This is a genomic window from Streptomyces aurantiacus (assembly GCF_027107535.1).
Classification (GTDB): domain Bacteria; phylum Actinomycetota; class Actinomycetes; order Streptomycetales; family Streptomycetaceae; genus Streptomyces.
On sequence record NZ_CP114283.1, the window covers coordinates 6544855 to 6566822 of the forward strand.

Below are 21968 nucleotides of genomic sequence, written 5' to 3' on the forward strand. Positions count from 1 at the left end.
GGCCTCATCGTGGCGTCACCCGTGCACGGCCGGATCGAGCGCCTGACGACACACCGCCAGGTAAGTTAGCTTAGGCTAAGCTAACTTACCTGGACGGGGCTCGGACGCCCACGCCGTCAGGGAGGAGTCCGCCCATGGCCGTACCAGTCGTCAACTCCTACTCCATGCCCGACCGTTCAGCGGTCCCCGCGTCCGGCCCACCCTGGACGATCGACCCGGCACGGGCCGCACTGCTGGTGCACGACATGCAGAACCACTTCGTCCAGGCCTTCCCGCCCGACTGCTCCCCCGTCGTGGAACTGATCGACAACATCGCGACCCTGCGCGAACTCGCGGGCACCCTCGGCATGCCGATCGTCTTCAGTACCGAACCAGCCGAACGGCCCGGCGGGCAAGGCCTGTTGACCGACAGCTGGGTCCCGGCCGGCGGCCCTGAGTCCGGCGAGGACTCGGCGGTCGTCTCGTCGCTCACGCCACGGGTGGGAGAACACCTGCTGGTCAACGTGCGCCACAACGCCTTCCTCCGCAGCCATCTCGGCAGGCTGCTGCGCTCCGAGGGACGCGACCAGCTGATCCTCTGCGGAGTGCGGGCGCACCTCGGCATACTGCTCACGGCGGCGGACGCCTTCATGCACGACATCCAGCCGTTCGTCGTGGCCGACGCCGTGGCCGACCTCTCCTCCGAGGACCATTCCATGGCGCTGCGGTGGATCGCGCGTACCGGTGTCGTCTGCACCACCAACGAGCTGATCCGTCACCTCCTGCACGGCAGGGCGGCACAGAGCATGTGACGGCCTCCTGCCCGGATTCCCGCACGAGAGGCCGGGCCGAGAAGGCCGGGCCAACCGGCGTTCACCCGCAGGGGCGCCCCGGATAGTCGTCGCTCTCCGGCACGCCCGCCTCGCGCATCCGGCGCAGGACCTCGCGCCGCACGGCGTCGTCGTCGATGTCCACCGGGCGGTTCCCGTCCCGGTCGAACACCAGGACGTCCCCCGCGGTGTCCCAGAGCACCCACCGGTGCGGGTACCCGGGCCCCCGCCACAGATGGGCGTACGGCTCGGCGGCGTCCGTGCGCGTGCTCACAGCGCGCCCCCATCGGTCTCCCGGCCGTCGACGAACGTCGCGACCACGTCGATGTCGCCGATGCGCGAGACCTCGACGCTCCGCGGGTCGTCACCCAGCACGACCAGGTCGGCACGCTTGCCCGGCGCGAGGCTTCCCACGCTGTCCTCCCAGTGACAGGCGAAGGCACCGGCCACGGTGTAGGCGCGCAGTGCCTCGTCCACCGTGACGCCCTCGTCCGGACCGATGACCTGCCCCGAGACGGAGGACCGCTCGACCATGAACTGGACGGCCCGGAGCGGCGACCCGTCCGTGACGGGCCGGTCGGAGCTGCCGACGAGCGTGATGCCGCGATCGAGGAACCCCCTCCCCCGGTAGAGCCAGGGTGCGCGCTCCTCACCCATGATCGCCGCGTAGTCGTCGCCGAAGTACCGCAGGAAGTTCGGCTGGATCACGGCCGCCACACCCAGTCGCGCGAAGCGGTCCAGCTGGTCGGGCCGGATGAGGCCCGCATGCTCGATCCGGTGCCGGGCGCCCGGCCGCGGACGGAGGCGTTGTGCCCGCTCCAGGGCGTCCAGGGCCACGTCGGCCACCCGGTCGCCGATGGCGTGGACGGCGAGCTGCCAGCCCGCGAGATGCCCGTCGACGATCGTGTCCGTGAGCAGCTCGGGGTCGTCCTGCAACTGGCCCGCGTGGTCGAGCCCTTCGTAGGGACGGCTCAGTGCGGCGGTACGGGCCATCATGCCGCCGTCGGTGTAGATCTTCAGCGCGCCGACCGAGAGCCGGTCGTCGCCGAACCCCGTCCGCAGGCCGAGGTCGAGGGCCCGGGGGATGCCGTCGTCCTGGTGCGCACCGACCGGGCGCAGCCGGTCCGCGGACACCATGAGCTGCACGCGCAGGGGCAACCGGCCCTGTTCCTGGGCGAGTTGGTACGCGCCGAGCTCGACCGGGCTGTGCCCGAACATGACGCCGCCGATGCCGGCCTCGGCGCAGGCCGTCACGCCTTCGGCCAGACAGGTACGTGCTGCCCGTCCGATCGCGTCCGCCAGCTCCTGCTGGGAGTACGGCAGTCGCAGTGCCCGCGCGGCCCCCATGGCGCCCTCGGCGAGAAAGCCCTCCCCACGCGCCAGTTCGGCGGGCAGCAGGTCTAGGACGGCCGTGTTGACCATGCAGCCGTGCCCGGAGTCGTGCATCAGGAACACCTTGCGCCCCGCGCTGACCTTGTCCAGCTCGGCGGCGGTCAGATGACGGCCGAGGCCTCGCTGGTCGTACCCGGCGAGCTGCGTCCAGGCGCCCTCCGGTGTGCGCGCCGCCGCCGCTGCCACGGCGGCCAGGACGTCGTCGACCGACGTGCAGGGCGCCACGGTCGGTGTGCCCGCCCTGAGTCCGGTCCAGGCCAGGTGCACATGGCTGTCGATGAAGCCGGGCAGCACGGTGGCGCCCTGCAGGTCGACCACCCGGCGGGCGGGCAGCCCGGCGACCTCCTCGTCCAGGCCCACGATCCGGCCCCGCCAGATGCCCAGTTCCCGGGCGACCGGACGGTCCGGGTCCATGGTGAGGATGTGCGCGTTGGTCAGTCTCGTGGAGAGCATCGGGGGTTCTCAGCCGCTCTGTTCCGCCATCCGGTCCACCAGGCTCTTGGGGCGCATGTCGGTCCAGTTGGTCTCGATGTGGTCCAGGCACTCCTGGCGGGGTGCCGGGCCGTGCGCGACGGTCCAGCCGGCCGGCACGTCCACGAAGTCGGGCCACAGGCTGTGCTGGCCCTCGTCGTTGACGAGCACGGAGTAGGTGCCTTCGGGGTTCTCGAACGGGTTGGTGCTCATGACGTTCCTCCAACTTTCCTTTTCTCAGCGGGGGTCGTGCTGTTCGCGGGATGCCGCGCGGGCGACCAGGGCCTTCAGTGCGCGGAACCAGGTCTCCGCCAGGTCGCGGACCGCCTCCTCGTCCAGGACCGCATCCGGCCAGGACCAGTGGGCGGCCAGGACCGGTCCGTCGGCGCGGTCCTCGGTCACGGCGTTGATGCCCAGCGCGTGCCCTTCCCGCATGTCCGGCTCGGCGCCGATGTCCGAGACGTCCTCCTCGGGGGCGTACGACCAGTCCGTGGCCTCGGGGATGCCGAAGCGGCCGAGGTAGTTGAACTCGATCGGCGGCGCCTCGAAGCCCGCGAGGACCGGTGCCGTACGGGGGTTGAGGTGGCGGAGCATGCCGTAGCCGACGCCGCCCGCGGGCAGCGAGGCGAGGTGCCGCCGTGTCCGGTCGAGCGCCTCCTCGACGGCCGGGCCGCCCTCCAGCGCCGCGTCCAGGTCGACGGGGCCGGGGTCCAGGAGGACGGGGAAGATGCTGGTGAACCAGCCGACCGTACGGGACAGATCGACGTCCGCGGCCACCTCCTCGTCGCGCCCGTGGCTCTCCAGGTCGACCAGGACCGGCCCCCCGGAACCGCCGTCGTGACGCCGCCGCCAGTCGGCCACGGCGAGTCCGAGGCCGGTGAGCAGGATGTCGTTGACGTGGGCGGTGAAGGCGGAGGGCACCGCGGACAGCAGCGGTCCCGTGTGCTCGGCAGGCAGGCGCAGCTCCAGCCGCCGTACGGTGCCGACGGTGTCGCGGACCGGGTCGAGCGGGCTCTTCAGCGGCAGGGGCGTGGCGCCTTCCAGCACGCCGGTCCAGTAGGGCAGTTCGGCTTCCCGGGCGGGGTCCTGGGCCAGCTCCTCGAGCTTGCGCGCCCAGGTGCGGAAGGACGTGTCGACCGGCGACAGCTCCGCCGGGCGCCCCGCCTCGACGGCCCGCCAGGCGGTCTCCAGGTCGGGCAGCAGGATCCGCCAGGACACGCCGTCGGTCACCAGGTGGTGCGCCATCAGGAGCAGCCTCCCGGGCTCGGTGCCCGCGTCGAACCACACGGCCCTGACCATGACACCGGCGTCGGGGTCGAGCGCCGCGCGGGCGGCGTGGGCGCCGTCCGCGACGGCCGTCCGCAGCGCCTCGGCGTCCAGTCCGCGGACGTCGACCCGCTCGATCCAGGTCCCGGTGTCCACGGCGCCGGCGGGCGGCACCGCTATGGTCCAGTCGTCGGCGCCGGAGCGGACCAGTGTGCCGCGGAGCATGGCGTGCCGGTCCGCGAGGGCCCGCAGTACGGCCGTGAGCTTCGGCCGGTCCAGCGCGGCGGGCGTCTGGACCAGGGCCGCCTGGTGGTAGCCCTTGAACGCGCCGCCCAGTTCGCGCAGCCAGTGCATGACCGGGGTCAGCGGCACGATGCCGGTGCCCTCGTCCGCGGGACGGGCACCGGCGGCCCCGGCAGTGGTCGCCACTTCCGCGAGAGAGGCGACCGTACGGTGCCGGAGCACCAGGCGCGGCGTGATCCGCACGTCCGCCGCGCGGGCCCTGCTGACGAGTTGCATCGCCATGATGCTGTCGCCGCCGAGGGTGAAGAAGTCGTCGTCGACGCCGACCTCGTCGAGACCGAGCACGTCGGCGAACACGGCGCACAGCGTCTTCTCCAGCTCGGTGCCGGGAGCCCGGCCGGTGGAGAGCGCGGAGAAGTCCGGCGCGGGCAGGGCGGCCCGGTCCAGCTTGCCGTTGGCGAGCTCGGGGAGCCGGTCCAGGAGGACCACGGCGGCCGGGACCATGTGGTCGGGCAGGTGCGCGCCGACGTGGGCACGCAGCCGTCCGGGGTCGGGCAGCGCCCCGGCCACGGGGACCGCGTACGCCACGAGCAGTTTGCGCGCGCCGTCCTGACGGACCGTCACCACGCTCTGGGCGACGTCCGGGTGGGCGGCCAGCACGGACTCGATCTCGCCGGGTTCGATGCGGAAGCCGCGGATCTTGACCTGGTCGTCGGCCCGGCCCAGGTAGTCGAGGTACCCGTCGGCGGTCCAGCGGGCGAGGTCGCCGGTGCGGTAGAGCCGGGAGCCCGGCCCGCCGAACGGGTCGGCGACGAACCGCTCGGCCGTGAGGGCGGGACGGCCCAGGTAGCCGCGTGCGAGCCCGCCGCCTGCCAGGTACAGCTCGCCCGTCACGCCGGGCGGTACGGGTTGCAGTCTGCCGTCCAGGACGTACGCCCGGGTGCCCGCGACCGGGCGGCCGACGAGCGGCCGGTCGCTGTCGCGGACCCGGGCCACGAGCGCGTCGACGGTGGACTCGGTGGGCCCGTACAGGTTGAACGCCTCGGTGCCGTTCAGCCGTCCGAGCCGGTCCCACAGGGCGCCCGGCACTGCCTCGCCGCCGACGCCGACGACCGCGAGGGGGCAGCTGCCGTCGTCCCGGACGAGGCCCGTCCCGGCCATCTGCGCGAAGAACGACGGCGTGACCTCCAGGAAGTCGAAGCCGTGCTCGACGACGGCCGCGGAGAGGAGGTCCGGGTCGCGGCGGGTGTCGTCGGAGACGACGTGGACGCAGTGGCCGTCCAGCAGCCACAGCTGCGGCTGCCAGGAGGCGTCGAAGGAGAACGCCCAGGCGTGTCCGGCCCGCAGATGGGTCCGGCCGGTGGCCGCCTTGGCGGGCGCGTACAGCGTCTCGCGGTGGCTGTGGAAGAGGTGGCCGACCGACTCGTGGGTGACGACGACACCCTTGGGGCGGCCGGTGGAGCCGGAGGTGTAGATGACGTACGCCGGGTGGCGCGGGGTCAGCGGCGCGATGCGGTCGGTGTCGGCCAGGTCCGTGGCGGCCTGCCCGGCGAGCTGGTCGCACGTTCCCGGTGCGTCCAGTTCCAGGACCGGGGGTCCGTCCGCCGGGAGCAGCGGCGCGATCTGCCGTGTGGTGAGCGTCAGGACCGGGCGGGCGTCCTCCAGCGTGTCGCGCAGGTGGCCGGCCGGGGCGTCCGGGTCGAGAGGCAGGTAGGCGGCGCCCGCCTTGTGCACCGCCAGGATGGCCAGCAGGGTGCGGGCGGTGCGGGGCAGGGCCAGCGCCACGAGCCGCTCCGGGCCTGCGCCCTGTGCGACGAGCAGCCGGGCGAGCCGGTTGGCCTCGGCGTTGAGCTGGGCGAACGTCAGCTCGATGCCGTCGGAGGCGATGGCGGGCGCGTCCGGTGAGAGCGCGGCCTGCCGTTCGAAGAGAGCCGGCACGGTGGTCGGTTCGGCGAGCAGGGGGCGGGCGTTCCACTCGGTGAGGATCCGCCGGCGCTCCGCGTCACCGAGGATGTCGATGCGGCTGATCGGGGTGTCGGGGGCGTCGGTCACGGCCCGCAGCAGCCGGACGAGCCGTTCGGCGATCGCCTCGGCGCTCGCGTGGTCGAAGAGGTCGGTGCTGTACTCCAGGACACCGTCGACGCCGTCGCCGCCGTCCCGTTCCACGAAGTCGAAGGAGAGGTCGAACTTGGCGCCGGTCGCGCCGACGTCCTCCCGTCGCGACCCGAGCCCGGCGAGGACGTCCCCGTCGCCGCCCGCGGCGAGGTAGACGACCATGACCTGGAACAGCGGGTGCCGGGACAGCGAACGGGCGGGGCTGAGCACGTCCACCACCCGCTCGAACGGCACGTCCTGGTGGTCGAAGGCGGCCAGGTCGGTCTCCCGCACCCGGGCGAGCAGTTCACGGAACGCGGGGTCGCCCGAGGTGTCGGTGCGCAGCACCAGGGTGTTGAGGAAGAACCCGACCAGGTCCTCCAGCACCTCTTCGGTGCGCCCGGCGATCGGGCTGCCGAGCGGGATGTCCGTGCCGGCGCCCAGCCGGGTGAGCAGTGCCGCCACCGCCGCCTGGACGATCATGAACATGCTGACGTTGCCCGACCGGGCCAGCTCACGCAGCCGCGCCGTCAGTTCCGGGTCCAGGGCCAGGTCGACCGCGCCGCCCCGGTAGGTGGCCTCCAGCGGGCGCGGCCGGTCGACGGGCAGCCCGAGCTCCTCCGGCAGCCCCTCCAACGTCTCCTTCCAGAAGGCGAGTTGACGGAAGGCGAGGCTCTGCGGGTCCTTCTCGTCGCCGAGCACCGCACGCTGCCACAGGCTGTAGTCGGCGTACTGGACCGGCAGTGGTGCCCGCTCCGGTGCCCGGCCCGCCGCACGCGCCTCGTAGGCGGCGGACAGGTCGCGGGTGAGCGGTCGGTCGGACCACTCGTCGCCCGCGATGTGGTGGAGCACGAGCAGCAGGACGTGCTCGTCCTCGGCGGTGCGGAAGAGGTGTACGCGCAGCGGTGCTTCCCGGTCCAGCTCGAAGCCGTACCCGGCCGCCTCGGCCAGCCGGTCGGCCAGTTCGCCCTCGTCACCGGCGGTGGCGGTCCGCACCTCGATGCCGGCCCGTGCCGGGTCCAGGATCAGCTGGTACGCACGCCCGTCCTCCTCCGGGAAGACGGTGCGCAGCGGTTCGTGGCGGGCGACCAGGTCGTCGACGGCGAGTTGCAGCGCGTCGGCGTCGAGCCGTCCGGTGAGCCGCCAGGCGAGCGGGATGTTGTACGTGGGACTGGGACCCTCGACCCGGTACAGCACCCACAGCCGCTGCTGGGCGAAGGAGAGGGGGAGCCGCTCCGGCCGGTCCGCGGGCGCGAGGACGGGCAGCGCGGTGCCGCTCCCGTCCCTGAGGGCCTCGGCGAGGCGGGCGACCGTCGGCGCCTCGAAGACCGTGCGCAGCGACACCTCCGCGCCGAGCACCGCCCGGACGCGGCCGGCCAGGCGCATGGCCACCAGGGAGTGACCGCCGAGGGCGAAGAAGTCGTCGTGGAGACCGACCCGTTCCAGTCCGAGGACGTCGGCGAACAGACCGCAGAGGATCTCCTCGCGCGGCGTGCGCGGCAGGGACTGGGTGGTCTCGGCGGCGAAGTCGGGTGCGGGCAGTGACCTGCGGTCGAGCTTGCCGTTGGGGGTGAGCGGCAGGGCGTCCAGCGCCACGAACGCCGCGGGGACCATGTGCTCGGGCAGCTCGACGGCGGTGTGGCCGCGCAGGACGGCACGGTCGGTGACGTGTCCCGCGGCCGGGACCACGTAGGCCACGAGCCGCTGGCCGTGCGGGACGACGACGGCGTGGGCGACGCTCGCGTGGCGTGCGAGTACGGCCTCGATCTCGCCGAGTTCGACCCGGAAGCCGCGGATCTTGACCTGGTCGTCGGTCCGGCCCAGGTACTCGACCGTGCCGTCGGACGTCCAGCGGGCGAGGTCGCCCGTGCGGTACATGCGCTCACCGGGTTCACCGAACGGGTCGGCGACGAACCGCTCGGCGGTCAGGGCGGCGCGGTCGAGATAGCCGCGCGCGAGCTGGGCGCCCGCGAGGTACAACTCGCCCTGCACGCCCGGGGGTACCGGCCGCAGTGCGGAGTCCAGCACGTAGACGCGGGTGTTCCACACCGGGCGTCCGATGGGCACGGACGTGGCGCCGGGGCGCACCTGGACGGCGGTCACGTCGACGGACGCCTCCGTCGGCCCGTACAGGTTGTGCAGTGCGACGCCGGCCAGCGTCCGGTGGAAGCGGCCCGCGAGCGCGGCCGGGAGGGCCTCTCCGCTGCACATCACCCGGCGCAGGCCGGTGCACCCGGCGGCTGCCGGTTCCTCCAGGAACAGCTGGAGCATCGAGGGTACGAAGTGCGCGGTGGTGACGGCCTGCCGCTGGATCAGTTCGGCGAGGTAGCGGGGGTCCTTGTGGCCCTCCGGCCGCGCGACCACCAGGGCCGCTCCGGTGATCAGCGGCCAGAAGAACTCCCACACGGACACGTCGAAGCTGGACGGGGTCTTCTGCAGCACCCGGTCCTCGCCGGTGAGGCCGTACGCGTCCTGCATCCACAGCAGGCGGTTGGCGATGCCCGCGTGCGGCACGACGACACCCTTGGGGCGGCCGGTCGAGCCGGAGGTGTAGATCACGTAGGCCGGGTTCGACGGGTCGTACGTGCGCGGGAGCCGTCCCTCTTCGCCGTCCGGAAGGGCGTCCCGGATCACGCACACCGGTCGGGCGTCCTCCAGCATGAACTCCAGGCGCTCCGCCGGGTAGTCGGCGTCCAGCGGGAGGTAGGCGCCGCCCGCGCGGTGCACCGCCAGCAGGGCCACCACCAGGTCGGCCGAGCGCGGCAGCGCCACGGCCACCGTCGTTTCAGGGGCCACGCCCATCCCGGCCAGCACCCGCGCGGTGTGCTCGACGCGTGCGTCCAGCTGCGCGTAGGTCAGCCGCTCCTCGCCGAAGAACAGAGCCGGCGCGTCGGGCGTACGGCCCACCTGGGCGCGGAACAGCTCGGGGAGGGTGGCCGGGGCCGTCTCGTGGGCCGTGTCGTTCCAGTCGGCGAGCACGAGAGTCCGCTCGGACTCCTCAAGGACGTCCACCTCCCGTACAGGAGCGTCCGGTTCGGTCGACGCCTGTTCCAGTACGCGGACCAGGCGTCCGGCGAGGCCTCGCGCCGTCCGTTCGTCGCACAGGTCGGCCGCGTAGTCGAGGAGCAGGACCAGGCGGTCCGCCTCGTCCACGAAGGTGAAGTGCAGGTCGAACTTGGCCCTGCCGGTGTCCATGTCGAACCACTCGGTGGGCATGCCGAACACGTCGGGGTCGCCGTCCGGCCGGTAGTGGTAGCCGAGCATGACCTGGAAGAGCGGGTTGCGGCCGGCCACCCGCGCCGGGTTGAGGGCCTCCACCACCTGGTCGAAGGGCAGGTCCTGGTGCTCGAACGCCTCCAGAGCCGATTCCCGTACGCGGCCGAGGAGTTCACGGAAGGTGGGCTCACCGCTCAGGTCGGTGCGCAGGACGAGGGTGTTGACGAAGAAACCGACCAGTTCGTCGAGCGCGTCGTCCGTGCGGCCCGCGATGGGCGCGCCGAGCGGGATGTCGTCACCCGAGCCGAGCCGGTGCAGGAGAGCCGCGGTGGCGGCCTGGAACAGCATGAACATGCTGGTGCCGGTGTCGGCGGACAGCTCGCGGAGCGCCCGGCCGGTGCCGGCGGGCAGTTCGAGGCGTACCTTGCCGCCCTGTCCGGTCGGCGCGTCCGGGCGGGGGCGGTCGAGCGGCAGCGGCAGTTCCTCGGGAAGGTCCCGCAACGCCTCGGACCAGTAGGCGAGTTGCTGCTCGCCGACCTGGTCGAGGAGGGCGTCCTGCCACAGCGTGTAGTCGGCGTACTGCACCGGCAGCGGTGCCCAGCCGGGCTCCTCACCCGCCGCCCGCGCCGCGTACGCGCGGTTCAGGTCGGCGAGGAACGGCCGGTCGGACCATTCGTCGGTGGTGATGTGGTGCAGCACCACGGCGACCACGTGGTCGGTCGGTCCGACGCGGAACACCTCGCAGCGCAGCGGGAGTTCACGGTCGAGGTCGAAGGGGCGGCGCTGGGCCGTCTCGATCAGGGTGTCCAGGGCTTCCTCGGCGCAGTCCGTCACGGCGAGACCGGGTTCCGCCTCGGCCGCCGGGACGATGTGCTGGTACGGCTCGCCGTCGTGTGTACGGAACACCGTGCGCAGGGCCTCGTGCCGGCCTGAGACGTCCCGCAGGGCGGCCCGGAGCGCGTCGAGGTCGAGATCGCCGCGCAGCCGGAAGACGAGCGGGAAGTTGTACGCGACGCCGCTGCCGGTGATCTGCTCCACCAGCCACAGCCGACGCTGGGCCGCCGAGAGCGGGATGCGCTCGGGCCTGCGGTCGGCAGGGGCGACGGCGGGGCGGGCGGGCCGTCCGGTGTCGGCCCGGGCGGCGAGCAGTTCCGGTGTGGGCGCCTCGAAGAGGTCGCGGATCGCCAGCTCGGCGCCCAGCTCGGTGCGGGCCCGGCTGATCAGCCGGGTGGCGAGCAGGGAGTGGCCGCCCAGGTCGAAGAAGCCGTCCTCCGCGCCGACTTCGGGCAGGCCCAGTACCTCGGCGAAGAGCCTGCAGAGCACCTCCTCCTCCGGGGTGCGCGGACCGCGTCCGCTGCCGAGGGCGACGACCGGCTCGGCGTCGGGCAGGGCCCGCACGTCCAGCTTGCCGTTGTCGTTCATGGGCAGCCGGTCGAGGGTGACGAACGCGGCCGGGACCATGTAGTCGGGCAGGTGCTGCAGGAGGTCGTCGCGCAGGCGCCGGACCAGGCTGTTCGCGCCGCGCGCCGCGGTGGGTTCGTTGGCGTACGGAGCCTCGCCGCCGCCCGGCAGGTACAGCCCGGCGGTGCGCCCGGGACCGTGGTCCGAGCCGGCACCGACGCCGGTACCGGTTTCCGTGTCGGCGACGAACACGGCGTCGTACGTGCCGGGTTCGCGGGACCAGGTCGTCAGGACGCGGCAGCCGAGCTCGGCGCCGAGGTCGTGCAGGGTCTCCGGGTCCACTCCCCCGGCGGCTCCGACGCGGGCGTCGGGTATGCCGGTGAACCGCAGCGGGGTGACCGCACGGACGAGGTCCGCCAGGTCGAGGTCGCCGGCGAAACCGACCGACGGGACCCGGTCGAGGTCGAGGTCCGCGTCACCCGCGTACAGGACGGCGTCGTAGCGGTGGCGGGTGAGCTCGTTGTGGTGGCGGGCGCGCTTGGTGCGCAGGTCGACGCGGTGCCCCAGGGTGGTGAAGTAGTCGGGGTCGACGAGGAGTTCCTTCTCCAGGCGCAGGCCGCGTTCGACGGCCCGCTCAAGACCCTCCTCCGTGACCCCCCTGGCCTGCTGGATCTCCGTCTGGAACGTCCGGGCCAGGCGCAGGTTGCGCACGTCACCGACGAACAGCGCACCGCCCGGCGCCAGGAGTTCCATCGCTCCCCCGATCACCGACGTCAGGTAGTCGATGCTCGGGAAGTACTGGATGACGGAGTTGATGACGATGGTGTCGAAGTAGCCGTCGGCGGGCAGGCCGGTCAGGTCGTCGGCGGGCTGGGCCCGCAGGGTGACACGCGCGGCCAGCTCGGGGTCCTGGGCCAGCTCCTCGCCGATCTTGCGGATGACCGGGGCGGCGAAGTCGGTCGCCCAGTAGGCCTCCGCCTCCGGCGCGAGCCTGGACAGCAGCAGACCGGAGCCCACACCGATCTCCAGGATCCTGCGCGGCTTCAGTGAGCGGATCCGCTCGACGGTGGCCTCGCGCCACTCCCGCATCTCCTCGAAGGGAATGGGCTGCCCGTCGTACGAGGAGTCCCAGCCGGCGTAGTCCTCGGTGAAGACGGCGGTGCTGATCTCCTCGTACTCGTCGGAGTAGATCTCCTGCCATTCGCCGACCTGCTCGCGCTCGGCTCCGTCGCGGTCGTCACCCGTGAGCGGGGCCGGGACGACGTAGCCGACGAGGCGGTCGTCGCGGACGACGACGGCGGCGTGCGCCACCTGCGGGTGCCGGGAGAGGGCGGTCTCGATCTCGCCCAGCTCCACGCGGTAGCCGCGGATCTTGACCTGGTCGTCGGTGCGGCCGAGGAAGTCGAGGTTGCCGTCGGGGCGGCGGCGCACCAGGTCGCCGGTGCGGTACATGCGCTCACCGGGTTCGCCGAAGGGGTCGGCGACGAACCGCTCGGCGGTCAGGGCCGGCCGGTCGAGGTAGCCGCGGGCCAGGCCGATGCCCGCGATGTACAGCTCGCCCGGCACACCCTCGGGCACCGGCCGCAGCCAGGCGTCCAGGATGTGGGCGCGGGTCCCGCGGATCGGGCGGCCGACGGTCGGTGTGGCGCTGTCGAGGGTGCCGCCGCCGAGGGTGTTGATCGTGTACTCGGTCGGCCCGTAGAGGTTGTAGCCGTAGGTGCCCTCGGTGTCACGGAGCCGGTTCCACACCGTCTCCGACACGGCCTCGCCGCCGAGCAGCACCAGCGGCGGCCGGTGCCCCTCCAGCAGGCCCTGCTCGATGAGCAGATGGGCGTAGGTCGGCGTCACGTTGATGACGTCGACGCGGTGGGTCTCGCAGTAGGCGACCAGGGCATCGGCGTCGCGCCGCAGCTCCTCGTCGCAGATGTGCACCTCGTGGCCCTCGACGAGCCACAGCAGCTCCTCCCAGGACATGTCGAAGGCGAACGAGACCGTGTGCGCGATGCGCAGCCCGCGTCCGCCGGCCGAGGCGATGGCCGGTTCGAAGATCTCCCGCTGGTGGTTGAGCTGCATGTTGGTCAGGCCGCGGTACGGCGTGACGACACCCTTGGGCCGGCCGGTGGACCCGGACGTGTAGATCACGTAGGCCGGGTGCTCCAGGCTGAAGACCTGCCGCTCCAGGTGACCGGGCAGCGCCGCCAGTTCGGCCGCGAGGGCCGGGTCGTCCAGCAGGGCGCGGGGCGTGTCGGCGGCCGCCAGCCGCGCGGAGACGGCCTCGGTGGACAGCAGCAGCGCGGGCCGGGCGTCCTGGAGCATCGATACGAGCCGGTCGTCCGGGTAGTCCAGCTCCAGCGGCAGATAGGCGGCGCCCGTGCGCAGCACGGCGAAGAGCGCGACGACCATGTCGAGGGAGCGGGGCAGTCCGAGCGCGACGACCTGCTCGGGCGCCGCGCCTCGGGCGAGCAGCAGACGTGCCATGCGGTTGATGCGAGCGTCGAGCTGGGCGTAGGTGAGGGTCTCGTCGCCGAAGACCAGCGCGGTGGTGTCGGGCGTGGCGGCTGCCTGCGCCGCCAGCAGGTCGGCGATGGTGTCCTCGGGGTCCGGCACCCGTCCGGCGGCCCGCTCGCGCTCCGACTCGGCCCGTTCGGCGGGCAGTTGCGGGTCGAGGCGTCCCACGGGGGCGTCGAGGTCGTGGGTGAGCCGTGCCAGGAGCAGCGTGAACCGGTCTAGCAGTTCCTGGGCCTGCGGGCGCGCGATGACGTCGGCCCGGTGGGTCAGGGTGACCTGGATGCTGCGTCCCGGGGTGACGACGAGGTTGACGGGGTAGTGCGTCGCGTCGACGTTGGCGACGGCGGTGGCCCCGTGCTTGTCGCTCAGCTCGGCGAGGCGGTCCTCGGTGTCGCTGTTGCGCAGCACGAAGAGGGTGTCGAACAGCCGCCGGTGTCCGGTCTCCGCCTGCAGCACGCCGAGGCCCAGGTACTCGTACGGCATGACGGCCAGCCGTTCGTCCTGGACGCGGCGCAGCAGTGCGAGCACGGGTTCGGCCGGGTCGTAGGCGATGCGGGCGGGGACGGTGTTGAGGAACATGCCGATGACGTTCTCGATCTCCGGCACCTCGCTCGGCCGGCCGGCGACGGTGGTGCCGAAGACGACGTCGCTGCGGCCGGTCGCGCTCGCCAGGGTCAGGCCCCAGGCGGCGTTGAGCACGGTGTTGAGAGTCAGCCCGTGCCGGCGGCCGATGTCCCACAGCCGTGTCCCCACCTCGGCCGGGAGGAAGGCGTCGAGGCTCTCCGGGATGTCCGGTTCCAGGCCCTGGTCGGTGGCGGCGAGAAGGGTGGGTTCGTCGAGTCCGGCGAGGGCGGTGCGCCAGGCGGCGGTGGCGACCGCCGTGTCCTGGACCTCCAGCCAGGTCAGGTAGTCACGGTAGGAGCCGGGTGCGGCCAGGCCGCTCGCGTCACCGCCGGACGCGTACAGGGCGAAGAGCTGGTCGAGGAAGAGCCACGCGGACCAGCCGTCCCACAGGAGCAGGTGGCGTCCGACGATCAGGCGGTCGCCGCGCTCCTCGCCGAGCCGGACGACCAGTATCCGGAAGAGCAGCGGACGGGTCAGGTCGAAGCGGCGGGAGCGTTCGGCCTCGGTCAACTTTCGCAGCCGGGCGTCCTGTTCCTCGGTGGGGAGGTCGGACAGGTCGACCTCTTCGAGGGGGATCTCGGGGTCGCGGACGATGAACTGCACCGGCTGGCGCAGGCCTTCGCTGGTGAACCCGGCGCGCAGGCTGGGGGTGCGGTCCAGCAGCACCCGTACGGCGGTGCGCATCCGGTCCGTGTCGAGCGGGGTGGCGATGTCGAACGACTCGTGGACGGTGTAGACGTCCAGAGCGCTGTCGTCGTACGTGGAGTGGAAGAACAGGCCTTCCTGGAGGGGGGCCAGCGGCCAGATGTCGTCCACGGGGCCGGGGCTGAGGCGGTGGACGCGCTCGGTCTCCTCGGCGGTGAGGCGGAAGTCGGAGCGCAGGGCGCGCGTCTCGGCGACCGGGGCGGCCCCGGCGGCCAGGGCCGCGGGCGTGCGGTGCTCGAAGACGTCACGGGGGTTCAGGTCCAGGCCCGCCCGCCGTGCACGGCTGGAGACACCGATCGAGGTGATGCTGTCGCCGCCGAGCATGAAGAAGTCGTCGTCGATGCCGACCTCTTCGAGCCCCAGCACCGCGGCGAAGATCTCGGTGAGCGCGCGTTCACGCTCGTCGCGCGGGGCGCGCGCCTCGGCCCGTATCGCCTGCGGGGCGGGCAGCGCGGCCCGGTCGAGCTTGCCGCTGGGGGTCAGCGGGAGGGCGTCCAGGACCACATAGGCGGCGGGCACCATGGGGGCGGGCAGCGACGCCCCGAGAGCGGCCTGGAGGTCGGCGGGCTCGGGGTGTGCGTCGCGGGCGGGGACCACGTAGGCGACCAGGGCGCCGCCCGTGACGGTGACGGCGGCCTGCGCGACGGTCGCCTCACGTGCCAACGCGGCCTCGATCTCGCCGAGTTCGACGCGGTTGCCGCGGATCTTGACCTGGCGGTCGGTGCGGCCCAGGTATTCGACGACGCCGTCGGCGCGACGGCGTACGAGGTCACCGGTGCGGTACATGCGCTCGCCGGGCCCGCCGTACGGGTCGGCGACGAACCGTTCGGCGGTCAGTCCCGGCCTGGCGTGGTAGCCGCGGGCGAGCTGAATTCCCGTCAGGTACAGCTCTCCGGGGACCCCTTCGGGCACCGGACGCAGGCAGGAGTCCAGGACGCGCAGGCCCGTGTTCCACACCGGCCGGCCGATGGGCACGGTGGTGCCGGGCGCGGCGGAGGTGTCGAACCGGTGGTAGGTGACGTCGACGGCTGCCTCGGTGGGGCCGTACAGGTTGTGCAGCGGGACCCCGGTGAGCTCGTGCCAGCGGGCTGACGCGGCGCCGGGCAGTGCCTCGCCGCTGCTGAAGACGCGTCGCAGGGAGGCGGCCCACGCGGGGTCGGCGGTGATGTCCTCGGACCGCAGGAAGGCTTCGAGCATCGACGGCACGAAGTGCAGGGTGGTGACGCCCTGTTCGCGGATCAGGCCGGCGAGGTAGGCCGGGTCGCGGTGTCCGTCCGGGCGGGCGAGCACCACCGCGGCTCCCTCGCACAGCGCCCAGAAGAACTCCCACACGCTGACGTCGAAGCTGGCCGGGGTCTTCTGCAGCACCCGGTCGTCGGCGGCCAGCAGGTACTCGCCCTGCATCCAGGCCAGGCGGTTGACGATGGCGCGGTGCGTGACGACGACGCCCTTGGGGAGGCCGGTGGAGCCGGAGGTGTAGATCAGGTACGCGGGGTCGTCGGGACCTGCCGGTACGGGGGCGGCTCCGGGAGCACCGGCGGCTCCGGCCGGTTCGTCGGCCGCCGGGTCCACCAACAGGTGGGTCAGGCCGGGTACTTCGGGCAGCCGGCCGGCGGTGTCGGTGGTGGTGACGACCGTCGTCGCTCCGGAGTCGGTGAGCATGTGGGCCACCCGGTCCGCGGGGTAGTCCACGTCGACGGGGAGGTAGGCGGCGCCGGACTTGAGCACACCGAGGAGGGCGGTCATGAGGTCGGCCGAGCGCGGTACGGCGACCGCGACGACGACGCCGGGACCGGCGCCCCTCGTGCGGAGCCTTCGCGCCAGTTCCTCGGCTCGGGCGTCGAGTTCGGTGTAGCTGAGGGTCTCGCCCTCGAACACGACCGCGGTGGCGCGCGGGGTACGGGCGACCTGGGCGTCGAAGGCCGCGGCGAGGGTGGTTCCGGGGACCTCCCGGTGTTCGCCGGCCGGGTGGGCGTGGGCGAGTTCCACCTCGGAGAGCAGCTCCAGGGCGGCGGCCGGCTGCCCGGGGTCCGCGGCCAGGGCGTGCAGGATCCGGGTGAGGCGGTCGGCGATGCGGCGCACCGCCTCGGCGTCGAGGCGCTGGGCGTGGTGCTTCAGGCGCAGGTCGAGGCGGCGGCCCGGCTTGACGATGAGAGCGAGCGGGTAGTGGACGGCGTCGTGGAACTCGTGGCCCGTGACCCGGACCTGCCCCGAGGGGTCGGCGAGGCCGGTGACGGCCGGGTAGTTCTCGAAGACGACCAGGGTGTCGAACAGCTCGCTGCCGCCCGCAAGTTTGGCGACGCGCTGGATCTCGGCGAGACCGAGGTGCTGGTGGTCCAGCAGTGCGGCCTGCTCGTCCTGGAGTCGTCCGAGGAGCTCGGCGAGGGTGTCCGAGGGCTCCCAGCGGAAGCGGGTGGGCAGGGTGTTGATGAACAGTCCGACCATGGACTCGATGCCCTCGACCTCGGCGTCGCGGCCGGAGACGGTTGTGCCGAACACGACGTCCTGACGGGCGGTCAGTCGTCCGATCAGCAGACCCCAGGCGCTCTGGACGACCGTTCCGAGGGTCACGCCGAGTTCGCGTGCGCGGGCCGACAGCCGGGCGGTGACCTGCTCGGAGAGCTCGACGCGGACCTGGGCGGGGGTGATCGGTGTGCCGTCGGCGGGCGCCTCGACCAGGCGGGTGGGCTCCTCGATCCCGGCGAGCGCGCCGCGCCAGCTCTCGCGAGCGGCGTCGCGGTCGGCGGCGGCCAGGCCGCGCAGGTACGAGCGGTAGGGGGCGACCTCGGGCAGCGGGGTGGGATCCTCGCCGTACAGGGCCATCAGTTCGCGGTGCAGGACGGGCAACGACCAGCCGTCGGCGACACTGTGATGGAACGTCAGAAGCAGTCGGCCGCGGTCCTCGCCGAGCCGCAGGAACGCGCAGCGCATCAGGGGTGGCCGGGCCAGGTCGAAGCGGCGGTCGCGCTCCTCGGCGGCGACCGCGTCGGCGCCGAGCCGCAGGCGGTCCTCGGTGACGTGTCCGCCCTGCGCCGGGAGATCCACCTCGCGCCAGGGCAGTTCCAGCCCCTCGGCGATGATCTGTACGGGGCGGCCGTCGGCGAGCGGGCGGAAGCAGGCCCGCAGCGGGGCGTGCCGGTCCAGGACACGCTGGGCGGCCCGGCGCAGTGCCTCGGCGTCGACGGGGCCGGACAGTTCGAGGGCCTGCTGGACCACATAGGCGTCACGGTCCGCGCCGTCGACGAGGGAGTGGAAGTAGAAGCCCTCCTGGAGCGGGCTCAGCGGCAGCAGTTCCTGCACGGTGACCGGGAACTCGCTCTGAAGCGCCGCGAGTTCGGAGTCGGTGAGCCGCACGAGCGGCGTCTGCTCGCCGGGGACGCGCGCGCCGGTGTCCTCGTCGGTCCGTACGCCCGCGGCCGCCGCGAGGGCCGCGACCGTGCGGTGGCGGAAGACGTCGCGGGAGCTGAGCCGCAGTCCGGCCCTGCGGGCGTGGATGAGCAGTTGGATGGCGGTGATGCTGTCGCCGCCGAGAGCGAAGAAGTCGTCGTCGATGGTCGCGGAGCGCAGGCCGAGCACTTCGGCGTAGGCCGCGCAGAGCACTTCCTCGCGGGCGTCGCGCGGCGGGCGGCCGGAGCTCAGGGCCCCGTAGTCGGGCACCGGGAGGGCGGCGCCGTCGAGTTTGCCGCTGGGGGTGACCGGGAGGCGGTCCAGGGGGACGACGGCGGACGGGACCATGTACTCCGGGAGGCGGTCGGCCGCGTACGAACGCAGCGCCTTCATCAGGGAGTTCACGTCACGGAAGGGCGCGGGCCGGTTGGCGGGCGGGACGGTGCCCGACGGGCGGTACAGCCGGCCCGGCGTCGCGAGTTCGGCGTCGCCGGGGCCGAACACCACGTCGAGGCTGCCGTCGTCGGCGGTCCCGTTCCAGGTGACGGCCGCCTCGAGGCCGTGCCGGGCGGCGAGCGCGTGGAGGGCTTCCGGGTCCGGCGCGTCGGCCGGGGCCGCGGTGCGGCTGCTGTCGTCGAGGGCGGACAGCGCCGCCAGGTCCTCGGTGAGGCGGGCGTTGGGCAGACCGGTGACCCGCAGCGGCGCCGGACGCCCTGCGAGCAGGGCGTCGAGGGCGTCCAGGCTGCCCTGGGCGCCGGTGAACCCGTCGCCGCCGCCCAGGTCGGCCCAGGTGATCTCGTCGCCGTCGACCGGTGCGGGCTCCTGGTTCCGCTTGCGCAGCACCACGTCGTAGCGGTAGCGGGTCAGCTCGTTGTGATGACCGCCCCGCTTGACCCGGATGTCGGCGTCGAAGCCGTCGAGGGCCGCGAAGTAGTCGGGATCCAGCAGCAGTTCGCCCTCCCAGGCGACCGACCGCTCCACGGCGGCCCGCAGGGCCTGCTTGTCCCCCGCGTCGGCGGCGCGGCGCGTCTCCACGGCGGCGCGCAGGCAGCGCAGCAGACGGGCGTTGCGCACGTCTCCGACGAACAGCCGTCCCCCGGGGGCCAGCAGTTCGGCGGCGGCGGCGATCACGTCGGTGAGGTAGTCGGCGCCGGGGAAGTACTGGGCGACGGAGTTGAGGACGATCGTGTCGAAGTGGGCTCTGGGCAGCCCGGAGGTGTCGTGCGCGGGACGGGCGCTGAGGTGTACCCGGCCGGCCAGCTCCGGCTCCGCGTCGACCTGGGCGCGCAGGGCCCGCACCGCCTCCTCGGAGAGGTCGGTGCCCCAGTACGTCTCGCAGCCGGGGGCGATCCGGGAGAGGATCAGGCCGCTGCCGACGCCGATCTCCAGCACCCGGCGCGGCGTGAGCTCCTCGATGCGGGCGACGGTGGCCTCGCGCCACTCCCGCATCTCCGCCACGGGGATGGGCAGGCCGTCGTACATGCTGTTCCAGCCGGCGAAGTTCTCGCGGAAGCCCGCCGAAGCGTCGTCCGGGCCCGCGGCCGCGTCCCGTCCGCCTTCGGATCCGGCCGCCGCGTAGAGCAGTTCGTGGAGGTCCTTCCACTCCTGGACCTGCTCGCCGAAGTCCTGGTCCGCGTCCAGCGAGGGGACCACGTAGGCGGCGAGCCGGCGGTCGCCGGGGCGGTCCTCCCGGACCAGGACCGCAGCCTGTTCCACGCCGGGGTGGCCGCGCAGCACGGACTCGATCTCGCCGGGTTCGATGCGGAAGCCGCGGATCTTCACCTGGGAGTCGGCACGGCCGAGGAACTCCAGCCTTCCGTCGGCCTTCCAGCGGACCAGGTCGCCGGTGCGGTACAGCCGTTCGCCGGGCGCGCCGAACGGGTCGGCGACGAACCGCTCGGCCGTCAGGTCGGGCCGTCCCAGGTAGCCCCGGGCGAGGCCGGCTCCACCGAGGTACAGCTCGCCCGGGACGCCGGCCGGTACGGGCCGCAGCCGGGCGTCGAGCACGTAGGCCCGGGTGCCGGGGTCGGGGACACCGATCGGCACGATCGTGCCGGCGGGGGTGTCGGGGTCGCACAGGCCGAGGGTGGAGTTGGTGGTCGCCTCGGTGGGGCCGTACGCGTTGAACATCATGCGGCCGCGCGCGTACCGCCCGACCAGTTCGGGCGAGACCCGCTCGGTGCCGGCGAGCAGGGTCGCGGGCGGCAGTTCGACGTCCTCGGGCATCGCGGCGAGCAGCGCCGGCGGGAGGATCATGAAGGTGATGCCGTTGGCGTGGGCGTAGTCGGCGAGCGGCGCGCCCGGCACCCGCAGTTCGGCCGGTACGACGACGAGACGGCCACCGGAGAGCAGCCCGAGGCACAGGTCCCAGAACGCCACGTCGAAGCTCGGCGAGGCGAACTGGAGGACCCGGCTGTGCGGTCCGATCCCGAAGCGTTCGGTCTGGGTGGCGACCAGCTTGGCGACGCCCGCGTGGGAGAGCACCACTCCCTTGGGACGGCCGGTGGAGCCGGAGGTGTAGATGACGTAGGCGGCGTTGCCGACGGACAGGGAGCCGAGGGCGGGCGCCCCGGGCCGGCGCCCGGCCAGCTCGCGTACGGTCTCGGGCGCGTCCAGCACCAGGACGTCCATGCCCTCGCAGGGCGGGATGTCCGCCGCGACCTCGGCGGTGGTCACCAGGCAGGCGGGTCGCGCGTCGGCCAGCATGTAGGAGATGCGGTCGGCGGGATAGTCGGTGTCCACCGGCAGGTAGGCGGCGCCGGACTTCAGTACGGCGACCTCGGCGACGATCAGTTCGGCCGAGCGGGGCACCGCCAGGGCCACCACGCGTTCGGGTCCGGCGCCGCGCGCGACGAGTGCGTGGGCCAGCCGGTCCGCGCGTTCGTCCAGCTCGGCGTAGGTCAGCCGGGTGTCCTCGAAGACGAGGGCGACCTCGTCGGGCCGCCCGCGGACCTGGTCCGCGAACATCTCCGGCCAGGTCCGCAGGGGGACGTCGTGACCGGTGTCGTTCCACTCGGTCAGGACGAGGTGACGCTCCTCGGCGTCCAGCAGCTCCAGTTCACCGACCGGGGTGTGCGGCCGGGCGAGCCCGTCGGCCAGCAGCGTGGCGTAGTGGCCCGCCGTCCGGTGCGCGGTCGCGTCCCGGAACAGGTCCGGCCGGTACGTCACCCGGACGTCGCCCGCGTGGACCTCGAGCGCGAGGTCGAGGGAGCCCTCGGACGCGGTGCCGGGGGCGCCGGCGGACGCGCCGATGCCCGCCGTCCCGAAGGCCGTGTTGAACAGCAGGCCACCGCCACGGGTGGGCTCCGGCCGCAACCGGGCGGCCAGCGTGGCCAGTTCGACCCGGTGGGCCTCGGCCTCCGCGCACGCCTCGGACACCCGCCGGACCAGCTCCGCGAACCCGGTTCCGCCGTCGACAGCCACCCGGACCGGCAGTCCGCCGTGGCCGACGGTGATGTCGTGCGCGCCGCCGTAGCGGTGCAGCAGCGCCACGAACGCCGACAGAAGGGTGACCTCGTCGGCGCTCACGCCCAGCGTGCGACTGATCGTGCGCGGCTCTCCGCCGGGCGTGAGCGGGTACGGGAAGTCGACGGGCAGGACCGCCTCCTGAGGGAGGGGGTCGAGCCGTCGATGCCAGTACGCCGTCACATCACCGTCGTCGACGCCGGACACACGCGTTTCGAAACCGGACACAGCTGACCGTGCCTCCAGAGTGTGCGGAACCGGCTCAGCCGGAGGACCGCAGGTCATACTAAGGTAAGGATTACCTAACCAAAAGGCCCAGTCTCGGCGGACTCAGCATTCCCCACTACGATTAAGGCCTGCCTAACCTAAGGGAGCTGGCCGTTGGAG

Annotated in this window: 5 protein-coding genes; 1 reads left to right on the top strand and 4 read right to left on the bottom strand. The window is 73.2% G+C overall.

All coding sequences use genetic code 11. From position 1 onward, the window contains the following. Window positions 1–134 precede the first annotated feature (134 nt). A complete protein-coding gene (locus tag O1Q96_RS31280) occupies window positions 135–791 on the top strand; it encodes an isochorismatase family protein (RefSeq protein WP_269251352.1) in 657 nt (218 codons plus the stop codon). 61 nt (window positions 792–852) lie between these two features. Here O1Q96_RS31280 and O1Q96_RS31285 read toward each other — a convergent pair whose 3' ends face one another. From O1Q96_RS31285 to O1Q96_RS31300, 4 genes are read right to left on the bottom strand one after another with little or no spacing between them, the layout of a single operon-like run. Continuing rightward, a complete protein-coding gene (locus tag O1Q96_RS31285; RefSeq protein WP_269251353.1) occupies window positions 853–1083 on the bottom strand; it encodes a hypothetical protein in 231 nt (76 codons plus the stop codon). After that, complete coding sequence (locus tag O1Q96_RS31290) at window positions 1080–2654, bottom strand: amidohydrolase (protein WP_269251354.1); 1575 nt, start codon at window positions 2652–2654, stop codon at window positions 1080–1082. Before O1Q96_RS31290 ends, O1Q96_RS31285 begins: the two co-directional genes overlap by 4 nt. A gap of 9 nt (window positions 2655–2663) precedes the next feature. Then, a complete protein-coding gene (locus O1Q96_RS31295) occupies window positions 2664–2885 on the bottom strand; it encodes an MbtH family protein (RefSeq protein WP_269251355.1) in 222 nt (73 codons plus the stop codon). Window positions 2886–2909: 24 nt separating this feature from the next. Next, a complete protein-coding gene (locus O1Q96_RS31300; protein ID WP_483409983.1) occupies window positions 2910–21788 on the bottom strand; it encodes an amino acid adenylation domain-containing protein in 18879 nt (6292 codons plus the stop codon). Window positions 21789–21968: the final 180 nt, after the last annotated feature.

Bases quoted from the DNA above. Each gene is read 5' to 3' on its own strand.
- O1Q96_RS31280 (WP_269251352.1), top strand. From the start codon at position 135: ATGGCCGTACCAGTCGTCAACTCCTACTCCATGCCCGACCGTTCAGCG.
- O1Q96_RS31290 (WP_269251354.1), bottom strand. From the start codon at position 2,654: ATGCTCTCCACGAGACTGACCAACGCGCACATCCTCACCATGGACCCG.
- O1Q96_RS31295 (WP_269251355.1), bottom strand. From the start codon at position 2,885: ATGAGCACCAACCCGTTCGAGAACCCCGAAGGCACCTACTCCGTGCTC.